This is a genomic window from Pantoea sp. PNA 03-3, from assembly GCF_003201175.1.
GTDB lineage: Bacteria > Pseudomonadota > Gammaproteobacteria > Enterobacterales > Enterobacteriaceae > Pantoea > Pantoea stewartii.
Genome location: NZ_QICO01000011.1, coordinates 36,747 through 50,830, shown reverse-complemented (window position 1 = coordinate 50,830; position 14,084 = coordinate 36,747). Strand labels below are relative to the sequence as shown.

Below are 14,084 nucleotides of genomic sequence, written 5' to 3'. Positions count from 1 at the left end.
TTGCATAAAAAATAATTTCTGCTACTCGTTTATTTGACCCTAAATGCACAAAAAGTTCTGAATGCTTTCGTAATAATGCGGGCAAAGTTCCGCCTAGATTTCACTAAAATGCATAATGCCGTGATACAGAATTCGCCTTTATTGTCCATTATCACGCCGATGTTTAATGCTGGTGCCGGTTTTGAAAGCTTTATCCAGTCTTTACTGGCGCAAACGCTCACATCACTTGAAATCATCATCGTTGATGATGGTTCCACCGATGACTCCGGTAAACAGGCTGACAACTACGCGCAACGCTATCCTCACATTCGGGTCATTCACCAACCAAACGGTGGCGTATCCCGTGCGCGCAATGCTGGCCTGGCAGTGGCTAGCGGCAAGTACGTGACCTTTCCTGATGCTGATGACACCATGAAGCCCGACATGTACCAGACGCTGACAGATATGGCAGAAGCGGATAATCTGGATGTAGCGCAATGTAACGCTGAATGGTTTTTTCCGGCCGACAATGCGATTCAACCGCTAATACCGCTGGAGCGCCTTTCTGGCACGACAGTTCTCAGCGGCCCAGAGTGGCTTAACAAGGCGCTGAAAACACATCGCTATAAGCATGTTGTCTGGCTGGGCATTTATCGCCGTGAACTGATTGAAAAAACAAAACTGGCGTTCGAACCCGGACTACACCATCAGGACATTCCGTGGACGACAGAACTTATGCTCAATGTGCAGCGCGTGCGCTACACCGACAGACAACTGTACCGTTATCATACGCATGACGCTTCAATCAGTAACCGCAAGCGCACCGGACAGGCCAATGTCGAATATCAGCGCCATTACCTGAAAATTGCCAGAATGCTGGAAGAGATTAATGCGCGCTACCGCGATAAAGTTAAAATATACCCGACGTTCCATTATCAGGTAACGCACGAAGCCCTGAGCGTTTGTCACAGTATTCGACGTGAGCCCGATGAGGCTGCGCGTCAGGCGATGATTGCAGATGTGTTCGCGACCGGGACGCACAAACGTATGTTGCGCAATGCACGTGGTATTAAGCAGTGGTATCACCTGCTGCTGTGGCTGGGACGGATTTATTACTGGCGCAGGAAATAAGCGCCGTCACTTGCTTTAACCCCTAAAGGGTTTGCCCTACAATCAGCTCACTGAATTTTGAGAGCATTTGAGTATGACAAGCCCGATTCCAGTCCAGTTTGCACCGAAAAAAATACTGATAATCAAACTGCGTCATCATGGCGACATGCTGCTGACCACGCCTGTCATCAATGCTTTGCATCGGCATTACCCACAGGCCGTGATTGATGTTCTGCTCTATAAAGAAACCCGTCCTATGCTGGAAGCACATCCTGCCATCCGCCATCTGCATGTCATTGACCGCGGCTGGAAAAAGGAAGGTGGCTGGCAAAAATTCCGCCATGAAATGGCGCTGGTCGCTGCCGTCCGCAACTGTCAGTATGACCTGGTCATTAACCTTGCCGATCAGTGGCGCAGCGCCATTATCACCGGTTTATCTGGTGCACCAGTACGTATTGGCTTTGCCTTCACAAAACGTGACAAGGCCATCTGGCGCTGGTGCCACACGCATTTGGTTACCACTGAAAATCATGAGCAATTACACACAGTGGAACAAAATCTGTCCGCACTTTCTCCATTGACTATTCCAGCGGAAGGCATCGGTGCCTCAATGCATTTCAGCCCCGACGATGCGCAAAAAGTGCAGGACAAGCTCCGTCAGCAGCAGGTTGCCGGGGGCTATATTGTTTTACAGCCCACTTCACGCTGGCAGTTTAAATGTTGGGAAGAGGACAAGGTCGCGGCCACCATCGATCAGTTAGCCCAAGCCGATCGCAAAGTGATACTGACGGCAGGCCCCGATGCAAATGAACGGGAGATGGTCGAACGTATTCTGGCACAATGCCATTCCCCTCACGTTATCTCGTTTGCGGGTCAACTCTCTTTACCTCAGTTGGCGGCGCTTATCGCGGGCGCGCAACTCTTTATCGGTGTCGACTCCGCGCCCATGCATATGGCGGCGGCGCTGGATACACCCTGCATCGCCCTTTTCGGACCGACCAAGCTGCAGCACTGGCGTCCGTGGGGAGATAACAATCGGGTGATCTGGGCGGGCGACTATGGATCTCTGCCCCATCCGGATTCTATTGATACCCGGACCGATCAGCGTTATTTATCGGCCATCCCGGTTGAGGATGTCGTGAATGCCGCAAGGAGCTATCTGAATGCGTAAGTTACGTCTGGCCATTGTCCGGCAAAAATATCGTCCTGATGGCGGCGCAGAACGGTTTATCTCACGCGCGCTGGAAGCGCTGGGAAGTGAGCAACTGGATCTCAATATCATTACCCGCAGCTGGCAGGGCAAACCCAACCCAGACTGGCATCTGCACATCTGTAATCCAGGCAAACTGGGGCGGGTTTCACGCGAGCGAGGATTTGCACAGGCTGCGCGGGCCTGCTGGGAGCGGGAGAAGTTTGATATCGTACAAAGCCATGAGCGCATCGCAGGCTGTGATATTTTTCGGGCCGGCGATGGCGTTCACCGTGTCTGGCTTGAGCAACGTGCCCGCATTGTATCACCACTACAGCGCCTGAGTGCCAGCCTGAGTCCTTACCATCGTTACGTTTTGCGGGCGGAAGCGGACATGTTCCAGTCTCCCTCACTGAAAGCGGTGATCTGCAATTCTGAGATGGTAAAACAAGACATTTTGCGCTGTTTTACGCTGCAGGCAGACAAAATACACGTTATCTACAATGCGATTGATGCCACGCGCTTTCAGCCTGCGACCGAGGCCACGCGCCATGCCATGCGGACCCAACTGAATCTGCCCACCAACGCGACAGTGCTGATTTACGTGGGATCGGGTTTTGAACGCAAAGGCCTGAAAGCGGCCATTGAAGCGCTGGCCAACAGTCATCGTTATCTGATTGTGGTAGGCCAGGACAAACAGGTAAAACGTTATCAGCAGTTGGCTAATCAACTGAACTGCCTTGACCGCTTGCGTTTTGTCGGCGTGCAGCAGGACGTACAGCCTTTCTATCATGCTGCCGATGGTTTGCTGCTGCCGACCTTATATGATCCCTTCCCCAACGTCGTACTGGAGGCGATGGCCTGTGGTTTACCGGTCATTACCAGCACCGGCTGTGGCGGCGCTGAGTTTATTCGCGAAGGCCAGGAAGGATTTGTTCGCGATGCGCTGGATATTAAAGGCCTGAACCAGGCGATAAACGCCCTGTCGAGTCTGACCGTCGACGCGCGAATGGGAGAAGCGGCGCGGCGCAGGGTTGAGCCATACAGCCCACAGCACCTGGCGCATTCCCTTACCTCACTCTATGAGCAGGTGCTGCGTACCCAATCATGATGTGAGATGAGTGATCATGCTGTTTCTGATAATATGCAGTAATCTGACTTTAAACTGCTTTTTTGACGCCAACGTGTCATAACGGTAACTATGACGACCATTTACACCGCATTGCTCTATTTCATTCAGCCACTCATCTGGCTGCGCCTGTGGCTGCGCGGTCGTAAAGCCCCGGCCTATCGCAAACGCTGGGCAGAGCGTTATGGCTACTGCGCCGGAAAAGTGAAGCCGGACGGCATTGTCCTGCATTCGGTTTCTGTGGGGGAAACGCTGGCGGCGGTGCCGTTGGTACGCGCGCTGCGTCATCGCTATCCTACCCTGCCCATTACCGTGACCACCATGACGCCAACCGGTTCGGAGCGCGCGCAGTCCGCTTTTGGCAAAGATGTACACCATGTCTATTTGCCTTACGACTTACCCGGCGCCATTAATCGTTTTCTTGATACGGTGAATCCACGTTTGGTCATCATTATGGAAACGGAGCTGTGGCCTAATATCATCCGTATTCTGCATCAGCGCCATATTCCGCTGGTGATCGCCAATGCTCGCCTGTCAGAACGCTCAGCCAAAGGCTATCGCAAGCTGGGCAAGTTTATGCGCAATCTCCTGCAGAGCATCACGCTGATCGCTGCGCAAAATGCCGAGGATGGTGAGCGTTTTATCCAGCTTGGGCTGAAACGCTCTCACCTGTCGATCACCGGCAGCCTGAAATTCGATATTTCAGTTACTCCCGAGCTGGCGGCACGCGCCGTCACGCTGCGTCGCCAATGGGCTCCGCGCCGTCCGGTCTGGATCGCGACCAGTACACATGAAGGTGAAGAAGCGATTCTGTTGGATACGCATCGCCGTTTACTGGAGACCTTTCCCGATCTGCTTCTGATTTTGGTACCACGCCATCCTGAGCGCTTCAACGATGCGCGCGAACTTACTCAAAAACGTCACTTCAGCTTTACCTTACGCAGTAGCGGAGAGATCCCCTCCAGTTCAACACAGGTTGTCATTGGTGACTCAATGGGCGAACTGATGCTGCTCTACGGTATAGCCGACCTGGCTTTCGTAGGAGGCAGCCTGGTTGAGCGTGGCGGTCATAATCCGCTGGAACCGGCAGCCCATGCTATCCCGGTACTGATGGGCCCGCATACCTGGAACTTCAAAGATATTTGCAGCAAACTGCAGGAGGCACAGGGATTGATCACTGTGACTGACGCGGCGTCGCTGGAAAAAGAAGTGACGAATTTGCTACAGGATGACGACTATCGTCGTTATTACGGTCGCCACGCCGTCGAGGTGCTGCACCAAAATCAGGGTGCGCTGCAGCGCCTGCTACAGTTACTTGAACCTCATTTACCGCCACGGGCTCATTGATGACCGCTACGCGCCAACGCCTTTCAGTGGTGATGATTGCCAAAAATGAAGCCGCCTTGCTGCCTGACTGTCTTGCGTCAGTCAGCTGGGCCGATGAAATTATCGTGCTGGATTCCGGAAGTACCGATGACACCTTCTCGCTGGCTCAACAGGCCGGCGCACAGGTTTTTCAGGCAACGGAATGGCAGGGTTATGGAAAACAACGCCAGAGGGCGCAAAGTTTTGCCAGTGGCGATATGATTTTGATGATCGATGCCGACGAGCGCGTGACGCCAGAATTGCGTCAGGCGATTGAACAGGTTCTGGAAGCGCCGCCGGGGCCAACCGTTTACAGCCTCAGTCGTAGCAACCTGTTCCTGGGCCGTTTTATGCGTCACAGCGGCTGGTATCCTGACAGAGTGATGCGTCTGTATCCGCGTACACTGGGTTATAACGATAATCAGGTCCATGAGTCACTCAAAACCGAAGGTGCGCCCGTTAAGGTACTGAAAGGGGATTTACAGCATCTGACCTGCCGTGACCTGATGGTTTTCCAGCGAAAACAACTGGCTTATGCTGAAGCCTGGGCGCAGGAAAGATTCCAGCGTGGAAAAACGTGCAGCCTGTTTTCTGTCTTCAGTCATACAGCGGGTGCCTTTGTAAAAACGCTGCTGCTGCGTGCCGGATTCCTTGATGGCAAACAGGGCTGGCTACTGGCAGTCGTTAATGCCCAGTACACATTCAATAAATATGCAGCGCTTTGGGCGCTAAATAAGACTTCGGCGGAAGGGCGCACATGACGACAAAAGCGATTTATCCTGGCACCTTCGATCCCATTACCCTGGGCCATATTGATATCGTCACTCGTGCAGCACAGATGTTTGATCGGCTTGTTGTGGCGATTGCCGCCAGCCCGAGTAAAAAACCGCTGTTTACGCTGGACGAAAGAGTGGTGCTGGCGCAACAGGCCACTGCACATCTGCCCAATGTCGACGTGGTCGGTTTTAGCGATCTGATGGCAAACTTCGCCCGGGCGCAGCAGGCAAATGTGCTGGTTCGTGGATTACGTGCCGTGTCCGATTTTGAATATGAAATGCAGCTCGCGCGTATGAACCGACACCTGTTGCCAACGCTGGAAAGCGTATTTTTAATGCCTTCAGAAGGCTTTTCTTTTATCTCATCGTCACTGGTCAAAGAAGTGGCGCGGCATGGTGGCGATGTCTCTGCCTTCCTGTCCGCACCTGTCCATCAGGCCTTACTCGCAAAGCTGCCTTAATGCTGGCAGTTGGGGCACCAGTAGGTGCTGCGCTGCCCGTGCTTCCCACTTACAATCGGCGTGCCGCACGCCCTGCAGGGTTCGCCAGCCCGGCCGTAAACCTGCAACTCCTGAGCAAAATAGCCTGGCTTGCCATCGCTTTGTAAAAAGTCACGCAATGTCGTTCCACCCTGCTCGATAGAGCGGAGCAGTACCGCTTTAATAGTGTTAGCCAAAAACGCCGCTTCATCGTGAGACAGGCTCATCGCTGCTCGATCAGGCAGGATCCCTGCCGTAAACAGTGACTCGCTCGCATAGATATTGCCCACGCCCACCACGACTTTATTGTCCATCAACCACTGCTTGATCACCGTTCGCTTACCGCGGGATTTTTCAAACAAATAGTCGCCACTGAACATTTCACTCAGTGGTTCTGGACCTAAATGGGCCAGCACGCTGCTTCCGTCCAGATCGCTGCTCCACAACCAGGCACCAAAACGTCGGGGATCGGTGTAGCGCAGGACCTTCCCGTTGCTCATCACCAGGTCAACATGATCGTGTTTGGCGGCAGGCAATTCTTCGGGCAGAACGCGCAGACTGCCAGACATACCAAGATGGATAATGATCCAGCCGTGTGGCAGCTCAAGCAAAAGGTATTTAGCGCGCCGCTGAACACTCAGTACTGGCTGATCGCTTAATGCGAGGATTTCATTGGATACCGGCCAACGCAAGCGTGCGTTGCGAACGACGGCGTGAAGAATTGTTTGACCAACCAGATGTGGCTCAATGCCGCGTCGGCTGGTTTCTACCTCTGGCAACTCTGGCATAACCTCTCCCCTGCGCATTACACAAACAAAAAACCCGGCCGGAGCCGGGTTTTTAGCAGAACACCAAAATTATTTAATTTTGGCTTCTTTGTAGATCACATGCTGACGTACAACCGGATCGAACTTTTTCAGTTCAAGTTTTTCTGGTTTAGTACGTTTGTTCTTCGTGGTGGTATAGAAGTGACCTGTACCAGCAGAGGAAACCAGCTTGATCTTCTCACGAATACCTTTAGCCATGATTCAGTTCCTTAGTACTCTTAGTACTTCTCACCACGGGCACGCATGTCGGCTAACACCGTATCAATGCCCTTTTTATCAATAATACGCATACCTTTTACAGATACACGCAGAGTAACGAAGCGCTTCTCGCTCTCAACCCAAAAACGGTGTGAGTGCAGGTTCGGAAGGAAACGGCGTTTCGTCGCGTTCATTGCGTGGGAACGGTTGTTACCGGTCACCGGACGCTTTCCAGTTACCTGGCAGACTCGTGACATGTCTATTCTCCAAAAATCAAATCAGCTCGAGCTTTAAAAATTAGGTTTTGGCCGCCTCGTCAGGCTTGCAGCCCGCCAGGCGAGTTCCATGGAACCCGCTAAGCTGGCCTAACCGCCAAACCCGAGATTCTCAAAGGTGGCGTAGTATACGCCGCTCGGCCCAAGTGCTCAAGTCCCGAACAGATAAAGATCCCGAATGATCGTGTAAAAAGCCGCCACCTGGACCAGATTTTCAGGCTCAGAGCCATCCGCGTTCGACAAATGAGACAGATTGACCGTGTCCAATCACCAGATGATCAAGCAACCGGATATTCAATAAGCGACAAGCTTCGCAGATTTTTAGTGTAATGTCGCGGTCAGCCTGGCTGGGTTCAGCAATTCCTGACGGATGGTTATGCGCCACGATGAGCGCAGCCGCGTTGATTTTCAGGGCTTCACGCACAATTTCACGAGGATGGACTTCGACGCTGTTGATGGATCCGGAAAACATTTCTCTGGCCATTAATACCCGATGTTGATTATCCAAAAACAGCACGACAAACACCTCACGCTCCTGCCTGGCCAATAATGTCTGCAGGTACTGACGCGTCGCTGCGGGACTGTCAATTGTGCTCTCACGCGCCAGCTGGCTGGCGAAAAACCGTTTGGCCAGTTCTGCCACTGCGCGCATCTGAATCAACTTGATTTCGCCAGCGCCTTTAATGCCCTTAAAGTCTGCAGCCGTCGCATTAACGATATTATAAAGCGACCCCAGCTCCTGCAGCATCTGCTGCGCCAGCATCATGACAGGAACGCCTTTTGAACCTGTTCGTAAGAAAATCGCTAACAGCTCTACGTCACTTAACGCATCCGCACCCCATTGCTGAAGTTTTTCTCGTGGTGGCAAATTTTTCATTGCTGCTCTCCCTGTCGCCCCCTGTATCATCGCGTGCGAACCTATCCGCCACCAGCGCGTGATTGTGATTCTCCGGCATGTCTCGCAAACGCAGCCATTGAAAAGGTGCATGCCACGTTTTGTGATAAAATTCGGCCATTACACCGTCCCTGCGACGGCAATCGAAAATGAGGTCAACAGCATGATGGGATTAGCCGGTAAAAAAGTTCTTCTGGGCGTCAGTGGTGGAATTGCTGCCTATAAAACCCCCGAGCTGGTCCGTCGTCTGCGCGATCGCGGTGCCGATGTCCGCGTGATGATGACTGAGGGCGCAAAGGCTTTTATCACACCACTCAGCCTGCAGGCCGTCTCCGGTTATCCTGTTTTTGATGATCTGCTTGACCCGGCAGCCGAGGCCGCAATGGGACACATTGAGCTGGCCAAATGGGCTGACCTGATCGTGCTGGCCCCGGCCACGGCCGACCTGATTGCGCGCATTACGGCAGGGATGGCCAATGATTTAGTCACCACTGCCGTGCTGGCAACAGCAGCGCCTGTCGCGATTGTGCCGGCGATGAATCAGCAGATGTATCGCGCTGCCGTAACGCAGGAAAACCTGGTCAGGCTTCAGGCGCGCGGCCTGTTAATTTGGGGGCCAGACAGCGGCAGCCAGGCCTGCGGGGATATTGGCCCCGGTCGCATGCTTGACCCTTTAGCTATCGTTGACCACGCCGTACAGTGGGCCGCGCCCGTCAACGACCTGCAACATCTCAATATTATGATTACCGCGGGTCCCACCCGGGAAGCGATCGACCCCGTGCGTTATATCAGCAACCACAGTTCGGGAAAAATGGGGTTTGCGATTGCGGCGGCGGCGGCAAAGCGCGGCGCCCGCGTTACGCTGGTAAGCGGTCCGGTTGCCCTGCCAACGCCCGCCGGCGTTAAACGAGTGGATGTGACCTCGGCCCTGGAAATGCAGGCGGCGGTAATGGGGGAGATAAACGCACAACATATTTTCATTGCAAGCGCAGCCGTGGCAGACTACCAGGCAATTGAGATCGCGGATGAAAAAATAAAGAAACAGGATGACGATGAGAAAGTCAGCCTGCAGCTCATTAAAAATCCCGATATTGTCGCGGGGGTGGCGGCCTTAACGCAGAGCCGGCCATTTGTGGTTGGATTTGCGGCTGAAACCCAGAATGTGGAAGAATACGCCCGAAAAAAACGCGCGCGTAAAAACCTGGACCTGATTTGTGCTAACGATGTGTCAAAAGCAGGCCACGGGTTCAATAGCGACACCAATGCTCTTCACCTTTTTTGGCAGGAAGGAGAAAAAACCTTACCGCTCAGCGATAAGTCACTCCTTGGTCAACTTTTAATAGACGAGATTGTCAGCCGTTATGATGAAAAAAATAGACGTTAAAATTCTTGATGCGCGCGTCGGCAAAGCGTTTCCCTTGCCGACCTATGCGACACCGGGTTCCGCTGGGTTAGACCTTCGTGCCTGTATTGATGATGTGATGGAAATCGCACCAGGCACAACCACATTAATTCCTACCGGTCTGGCTATTCACATCGCCGATCCGAACCTTGCCGCCGTGATTCTCCCGCGCTCTGGCCTGGGCCACAAACATGGTATTGTCCTGGGCAATCTGGTTGGTCTGATTGATGCCGACTATCAGGGACAACTTATGGTATCGGTATGGAATCGCGGGCAGGAAAGCTTTACGCTTCAGCCGGGCGACCGCATGGCCCAGCTGGTTTTTGTCCCTGTCGTCCAGGCCGAATTCAATCTGGTAGACGAGTTTGACGCCAGCTTGCGCGGTGAAGGTGGCTTCGGTCACTCAGGCCGTCAGTAACCAGCACGACCGATTTTCACTTACGCCAATCTTATTATTTCTCATCGCCCCAAGGCTTTCTCTTGTGGCAGATGCGTAGGTGTTGCCTGTATATGGTGAAATTCAGGGGTTTTTAAGGGCATGGCAGAGAAAAAAGTCGTAAAGCGGAATCGCCGCGAGGAGATTTTGCAGGCGCTGGCGCAGATGCTTGAGTCAAGTGATGGCAGCCAACGCATTACTACTGCAAAACTGGCGGCTAACGTCGGTGTATCGGAGGCGGCGCTTTATCGTCACTTTCCCAGTAAAACGCGGATGTTTGACAGCCTGATCGAATTTATTGAAGACAGTCTGATTACCCGCATCAATCTGATCCTGAAAGATGAAAAAGAAACAATGGCGCGCCTGCGTCTTATTGTGCAACTGATTCTGGGATTTGGTGAGCGTAATCCGGGGCTGACGCGGATTTTGACAGGTCACGCGTTAATGTTTGAACAGGACCGTCTGCAGGGGCGCATTAATCAGCTGTTTGAGCGCATTGAAGTGCAGCTACGCCAGGTGATGCGCGAACGCAAAATGCGCGAAGGTGAAGGCTTTCAAACGGATGAAACCTTACTGGCCAGCCAGTTGCTGGCCCTGTGTGAAGGGCTGTTATCGCGGTACGTCCGTTCCGAGTTCCGGTTTAGCCCAACGGCCGACTTTGACACCCGCTGGCCGCTGATTGCGGCACAACTGGTGTAATACAGAGGCGGGCGCAATGCCCGCCAGTTATCAGACGCCGTACGCTTTTTGGTACGCCCGAACCTGCGCTAAATGATCGGCCATGTGCGTTTTTTCAGCCAGGTAATCAATCAGGTCGTTAAGCGTAATTATCGCGGTAACTTTGCAGGAATAATCCCGTTCCACTTCCTGAATAGCGGAGAGTTCACCCCGGCCGCGTTCCTGACGGTCCAGTGAAATCAGCACGCCCGCCAGGCTGGCATCATGTGCATTGATAATATCCATGGATTCGCGAATCGCCGTGCCGGCCGTGATGACATCATCGACCAGCATCACTTTACCCTGCAGCGGGCTTCCCACCAGCAAACCGCCTTCTCCGTGATCTTTCGCTTCTTTACGATTGAAGCAGTAAGGTACGTCACGATCGTGATGATCGGCTAACGCAACGGCTGTGGTGGTGGCGATAGGGATGCCTTTGTAGGCCGGACCAAATAACAAATCAAAATCGATTCCGCTGTCGACTAACGCCTGCGCATAAAACCGTCCCAGCAGCGCTAAATCCCGGCCCGTGTTAAATAAACCGGCATTAAAAAAATAGGGGCTTTTACGACCCGACTTTAATGTGAACTCACCAAATTTGAGCACCTGCTTATTCAGTGCAAATTCAATAAACTGCCGCTGCCAGGCTTTCATGTCTTACTCCTCAGATAAAAAAAAGGCGACTCTGTGGTCGCCTGTTACCTTAACTTTCCAGCGCCGCTTTCTGGGCCTGAATCAATTCTTCAATACCGCCACGCGCTAACGCCAGTAATGCCAGCAGTTCTTCGTGGCTAAAGGGTTCACCTTCAGCGGTGCCCTGCACCTCAATCATGCGGCCATCTTCCATCATGACGACATTCATATCCGTTTCAGCGGCAGAGTCCTCAACGTATTCAAGGTCACACAACGCTTCACCATTGACAATCCCCACTGACACGGCGGCAACCATGCCTTTCATCGGATTCGCTTTCAGCTTACCACTCGCGACCAGGGAATTAAGCGCATCTGCCAGGGCTACACAGGCGCCAGTAATGGAAGCCGTACGTGTACCGCCATCGGCCTGAATGACGTCACAATCGAGCGTAATCGTGTATTCACCGAGCATGGTGAGATCGACCGCAGCACGCAGTGAACGGGCGATCAGGCGCTGAATTTCAAGCGTGCGACCACCCTGTTTGCCTTTCGCGGCTTCACGCGCCATACGACTGTGAGTGGAACGCGGCAACATGCCATATTCGGCAGTGACCCAGCCCTGGCCCTGCCCTTTGAGAAAGCGCGGAACTCCTTCATCCACCGTTGCAGTGCAGAGCACTTTGGTTTCACCGAATTCCACCAGAACGGAGCCCTCTGCGTGTTTAGTGTAATTGCGGGTCAATGTGACTGGACGCACCTGATGTGCGCTACGGCCTGCTGGACGCATGGTTATCTCCGGCTTGCTAATGATTGGCTGCGTATTATACGGACTTCCTGGCCTGCTGTCTCTTGCAGTGGTCAGTGCAGCCTGGGATGAAATTCATGCCGGAGTATGGCTAAATGCCTTACCTTTTCCTGCATATCCGCTAACTGACTAAACTATGACCGCTCTTCTTCATTTCCTGCTGGCGCTGGTGGTAATTTTTGCCCTTGCGCTACTGGTCAGTCATGACCGAAAACGCATTCGCCTGCGCTTTATCATTCAACTGATTGTTGTAGAAGCCGCACTGGGCTGGTTCTTTCTTCACTCAGCCAGTGGACTGGCGCTGGTAGGCGCGGTGGGGCATTTCTTTGAAACGCTGCTGCGTTTTGCTGCACAGGGCACGGAATTTGTGTTTGGTGGCATGAGTCAGCAGGGACTGGCCTTTATCTTCCTTGGCGTGCTCTGCCCTATTATTTTTATTTCCGCACTGATTGGTATTTTGCAACACTGGCGCATTCTGCCGTTACTGATTCGGGTTGTTGGCACGCTGTTATCAAAAGTTAACGGCATGGGAAAACTAGAGTCCTTTAATGCTGTAAGCACGCTGGTACTGGGCCAGTCAGAGAACTTCATTGCCTATAAAGGTATTTTGGCCGATATCCCACCACGCCGACTTTACACCATGGCGGCCACCGCGATGTCTACCGTTTCGCTGTCGATTGTTGGTGCGTATATGTCGATGATCGAGGCCAAATATGTCGTTGCGGCTCTCCTGCTTAACATGTTCAGCACGTTTATCATCCTGTCGATTATTAACCCCGGCAAAGGCAGTAATGAGCAGGCTATTCCGCTGGATAAATTACACGAAGATCAGAGTTTCTTTGAAATGCTGGGGGAATACATCCTCGCTGGTTTCAAAGTCGCGATGATCATTCTGGCCATGCTGATTGGTTTTATTGCCTTAATTGCGGCCATCAACGCCCTGTTTGCCACCCTGTTTGGGTATAGTTTCCAGCAGCTTCTTGGCTATGTTTTTTATCCTTTTGCCTGGCTGATTGGCATTCCCGCTACTGATGCATTACAGGCTGGCAGTATTATGGCCACGAAGCTGGTGGCGAATGAATTCGTCGCCATGATTGAACTGAAAAAGATAGCGGCAGGCATGACGCCACGCGGATTGGGCATCCTGTCTGTTTTCCTGGTTTCCTTCGCGAACTTTGCTTCTATTGGAATTGTTGCGGGCGCGATAAAAGGCCTGAACGAACAACAAGGCAATGTCGTCTCAAGGTTTGGCTGGAAACTGGTCTATGGTTCCACCCTGGTCAGCCTGCTTTCCGCTGCATTTGCCGGACTGTTTATCTGATGGACTCAACGGCGGCACAGGCCGCCGTTTGTCCCTAAAAACTAATGCAGGCTGGCGTATCCACGCGCATAACCGATTCCTGACCAAACTGTTTTTTATAGCGAGCACGCAGCGCTTCGACACGACTGTTGCTGTCACTGTCGAACTGATAGATAAGCACTAACGCCTTGCTTTTCTCACGTGCTAACTGACCGTTTTCGCCCAGCCATTGGCCCTGCGCATCATAAACAGACAAGCCAGACCTGAAGCGCGGTGTTACCTCTTTATCGACAAAATTCATCCAGTCCAGTGCGCTCACATTGCCGCCCTGCGGCTTGCTGAGACCAAACCACAATGTGGTTTGCATCATGACCTCACCGCCGGCGCACACCGGAACGGGTCGGGTAGAAGGCGGATATGATGGTAATGATGGAGACGGCGACTGACAGCCCACAAGCAGCAGGCTGAGTATGAGTGGAAGAGACGGTACGCGCGACATAAAAAGAGGGCCTCAACGAGTAAACCAGTAATTAGCATAAGTGGCTGTTGAGAAAAGCGGAAACATTTTG

General features: G+C 52.7%; 17 protein-coding genes. 10 read left to right on the top strand and 7 right to left on the bottom strand.

From position 1 onward, the window contains the following. The first annotated feature begins 108 nt into the window (after positions 1–108). The 6 genes from C7433_RS21230 (at position 109) to coaD (ending at position 6,009) form a co-directional block, all read left to right on the top strand. Positions 109–1,110, top strand: coding sequence for a glycosyltransferase (locus tag C7433_RS21230; RefSeq protein WP_110268849.1), 1,002 nt, complete (start codon positions 109–111; stop codon positions 1,108–1,110). 73 nt (positions 1,111–1,183) lie between these two features. After that, positions 1,184–2,260, top strand: a complete 1,077-nt coding sequence (rfaQ, locus tag C7433_RS21225) for a putative lipopolysaccharide heptosyltransferase III (RefSeq protein WP_033738063.1) — start codon at positions 1,184–1,186, stop codon at positions 2,258–2,260. Further along, positions 2,253–3,389, top strand: a complete 1,137-nt coding sequence (locus C7433_RS21220; protein WP_058701566.1) for a glycosyltransferase family 4 protein — start codon at positions 2,253–2,255, stop codon at positions 3,387–3,389. The genes rfaQ and C7433_RS21220 overlap by 8 nt, the downstream gene beginning before the upstream one ends. A 90-nt stretch (positions 3,390–3,479) precedes the next feature. After that, positions 3,480–4,754: a lipid IV(A) 3-deoxy-D-manno-octulosonic acid transferase gene (waaA, locus tag C7433_RS21215; protein WP_039342468.1), complete on the top strand. Its 1,275-nt coding sequence runs from the start codon at positions 3,480–3,482 to the stop codon at positions 4,752–4,754. After that, a complete protein-coding gene (locus C7433_RS21210; RefSeq protein ID WP_110268848.1) occupies positions 4,754–5,533 on the top strand; it encodes a glycosyltransferase family 2 protein in 780 nt (259 codons plus the stop codon). The genes waaA and C7433_RS21210 overlap by 1 nt, the downstream gene beginning before the upstream one ends. Further along, the gene (coaD, locus tag C7433_RS21205; RefSeq protein ID WP_110268847.1) at positions 5,530–6,009 is read left to right on the top strand and encodes a pantetheine-phosphate adenylyltransferase; all 480 of its coding nucleotides are present in this window, start codon (positions 5,530–5,532) and stop codon (positions 6,007–6,009) included. The genes C7433_RS21210 and coaD overlap by 4 nt, the downstream gene beginning before the upstream one ends. On the opposite strand, the gene mutM is transcribed toward coaD, so the two are convergent. From mutM to radC, 4 genes are all read right to left on the bottom strand, one after another. Next, positions 6,006–6,815, bottom strand: a complete 810-nt coding sequence (mutM, locus tag C7433_RS21200; protein ID WP_006121251.1) for a bifunctional DNA-formamidopyrimidine glycosylase/DNA-(apurinic or apyrimidinic site) lyase — start codon at positions 6,813–6,815, stop codon at positions 6,006–6,008. The genes coaD and mutM overlap by 4 nt on opposite strands. A gap of 69 nt (positions 6,816–6,884) precedes the next feature. Further along, entirely contained in the window at positions 6,885–7,052 is a 168-nt protein-coding gene (gene rpmG, locus C7433_RS21195; RefSeq protein ID WP_001051798.1) for a 50S ribosomal protein L33, read from the bottom strand. Positions 7,053–7,072: 20 nt separating this feature from the next. Next, a complete protein-coding gene (gene rpmB, locus C7433_RS21190; RefSeq protein WP_006121249.1) occupies positions 7,073–7,309 on the bottom strand; it encodes a 50S ribosomal protein L28 in 237 nt (78 codons plus the stop codon). 238 nt (positions 7,310–7,547) lie between these two features. Next, positions 7,548–8,204, bottom strand: coding sequence for a DNA repair protein RadC (radC, locus tag C7433_RS21185; protein WP_033738055.1), 657 nt, complete (start codon positions 8,202–8,204; stop codon positions 7,548–7,550). Between the two features lie 181 nt (positions 8,205–8,385). Here radC and coaBC point away from each other — a divergent pair, with 181 nt between their 5' ends. From coaBC to slmA, 3 genes are all read left to right on the top strand, one after another. Then, positions 8,386–9,606: a bifunctional phosphopantothenoylcysteine decarboxylase/phosphopantothenate--cysteine ligase CoaBC gene (coaBC, locus tag C7433_RS21180; protein WP_110268867.1), complete on the top strand. Its 1,221-nt coding sequence runs from the start codon at positions 8,386–8,388 to the stop codon at positions 9,604–9,606. Beyond that, positions 9,584–10,042 (top strand): dUTP diphosphatase, encoded by a 459-nt coding sequence (gene dut, locus C7433_RS21175; protein ID WP_033738053.1) that lies wholly within the window; start codon positions 9,584–9,586, stop codon positions 10,040–10,042. The genes coaBC and dut overlap by 23 nt, the downstream gene beginning before the upstream one ends. A gap of 120 nt (positions 10,043–10,162) precedes the next feature. Continuing rightward, on the top strand, positions 10,163–10,759 hold the full coding sequence (gene slmA, locus C7433_RS21170; protein ID WP_006121245.1) for a nucleoid occlusion factor SlmA: 597 nt from the start codon (positions 10,163–10,165) through the stop codon (positions 10,757–10,759). Positions 10,760–10,789: 30 nt separating this feature from the next. Here slmA and pyrE read toward each other — a convergent pair whose 3' ends face one another. Next, positions 10,790–11,431, bottom strand: coding sequence for an orotate phosphoribosyltransferase (pyrE, locus tag C7433_RS21165; RefSeq protein ID WP_006121244.1), 642 nt, complete (start codon positions 11,429–11,431; stop codon positions 10,790–10,792). Between the two features lie 49 nt (positions 11,432–11,480). Beyond that, complete coding sequence (gene rph, locus C7433_RS21160; protein ID WP_058701563.1) at positions 11,481–12,197, bottom strand: ribonuclease PH; 717 nt, start codon at positions 12,195–12,197, stop codon at positions 11,481–11,483. A 154-nt stretch (positions 12,198–12,351) separates the two neighbouring features. Here rph and C7433_RS21155 point away from each other — a divergent pair, with 154 nt between their 5' ends. Further along, complete coding sequence (locus C7433_RS21155; protein ID WP_033738051.1) at positions 12,352–13,536, top strand: NupC/NupG family nucleoside CNT transporter; 1,185 nt, start codon at positions 12,352–12,354, stop codon at positions 13,534–13,536. A gap of 34 nt (positions 13,537–13,570) precedes the next feature. Here the strand turns inward: C7433_RS21155 and C7433_RS21150 are convergent, their stop codons facing one another. Beyond that, on the bottom strand, positions 13,571–14,014 hold the full coding sequence (locus tag C7433_RS21150) for a DUF3574 domain-containing protein (RefSeq protein WP_039342459.1): 444 nt from the start codon (positions 14,012–14,014) through the stop codon (positions 13,571–13,573). Positions 14,015–14,084: the final 70 nt, after the last annotated feature.

Bases quoted from the DNA above. Each gene is read 5' to 3' on its own strand.
- C7433_RS21230 (WP_110268849.1), top strand. From the start codon at position 109: ATGCATAATGCCGTGATACAGAATTCGCCTTTATTGTCCATTATCACG.
- rfaQ (WP_033738063.1), top strand. From the start codon at position 1,184: ATGACAAGCCCGATTCCAGTCCAGTTTGCACCGAAAAAAATACTGATA.
- C7433_RS21220 (WP_058701566.1), top strand. From the start codon at position 2,253: ATGCGTAAGTTACGTCTGGCCATTGTCCGGCAAAAATATCGTCCTGAT.
- waaA (WP_039342468.1), top strand. From the start codon at position 3,480: ATGACGACCATTTACACCGCATTGCTCTATTTCATTCAGCCACTCATC.
- C7433_RS21210 (WP_110268848.1), top strand. From the start codon at position 4,754: ATGACCGCTACGCGCCAACGCCTTTCAGTGGTGATGATTGCCAAAAAT.
- coaD (WP_110268847.1), top strand. From the start codon at position 5,530: ATGACGACAAAAGCGATTTATCCTGGCACCTTCGATCCCATTACCCTG.
- mutM (WP_006121251.1), bottom strand. From the start codon at position 6,815: ATGCCAGAGTTGCCAGAGGTAGAAACCAGCCGACGCGGCATTGAGCCA.
- rpmG (WP_001051798.1), bottom strand. From the start codon at position 7,052: ATGGCTAAAGGTATTCGTGAGAAGATCAAGCTGGTTTCCTCTGCTGGT.
- rpmB (WP_006121249.1), bottom strand. From the start codon at position 7,309: ATGTCACGAGTCTGCCAGGTAACTGGAAAGCGTCCGGTGACCGGTAAC.
- radC (WP_033738055.1), bottom strand. From the start codon at position 8,204: ATGAAAAATTTGCCACCACGAGAAAAACTTCAGCAATGGGGTGCGGAT.
- coaBC (WP_110268867.1), top strand. From the start codon at position 8,386: ATGATGGGATTAGCCGGTAAAAAAGTTCTTCTGGGCGTCAGTGGTGGA.
- dut (WP_033738053.1), top strand. From the start codon at position 9,584: ATGATGAAAAAAATAGACGTTAAAATTCTTGATGCGCGCGTCGGCAAA.
- slmA (WP_006121245.1), top strand. From the start codon at position 10,163: ATGGCAGAGAAAAAAGTCGTAAAGCGGAATCGCCGCGAGGAGATTTTG.
- pyrE (WP_006121244.1), bottom strand. From the start codon at position 11,431: ATGAAAGCCTGGCAGCGGCAGTTTATTGAATTTGCACTGAATAAGCAG.
- rph (WP_058701563.1), bottom strand. From the start codon at position 12,197: ATGCGTCCAGCAGGCCGTAGCGCACATCAGGTGCGTCCAGTCACATTG.
- C7433_RS21155 (WP_033738051.1), top strand. From the start codon at position 12,352: ATGACCGCTCTTCTTCATTTCCTGCTGGCGCTGGTGGTAATTTTTGCC.
- C7433_RS21150 (WP_039342459.1), bottom strand. From the start codon at position 14,014: ATGTCGCGCGTACCGTCTCTTCCACTCATACTCAGCCTGCTGCTTGTG.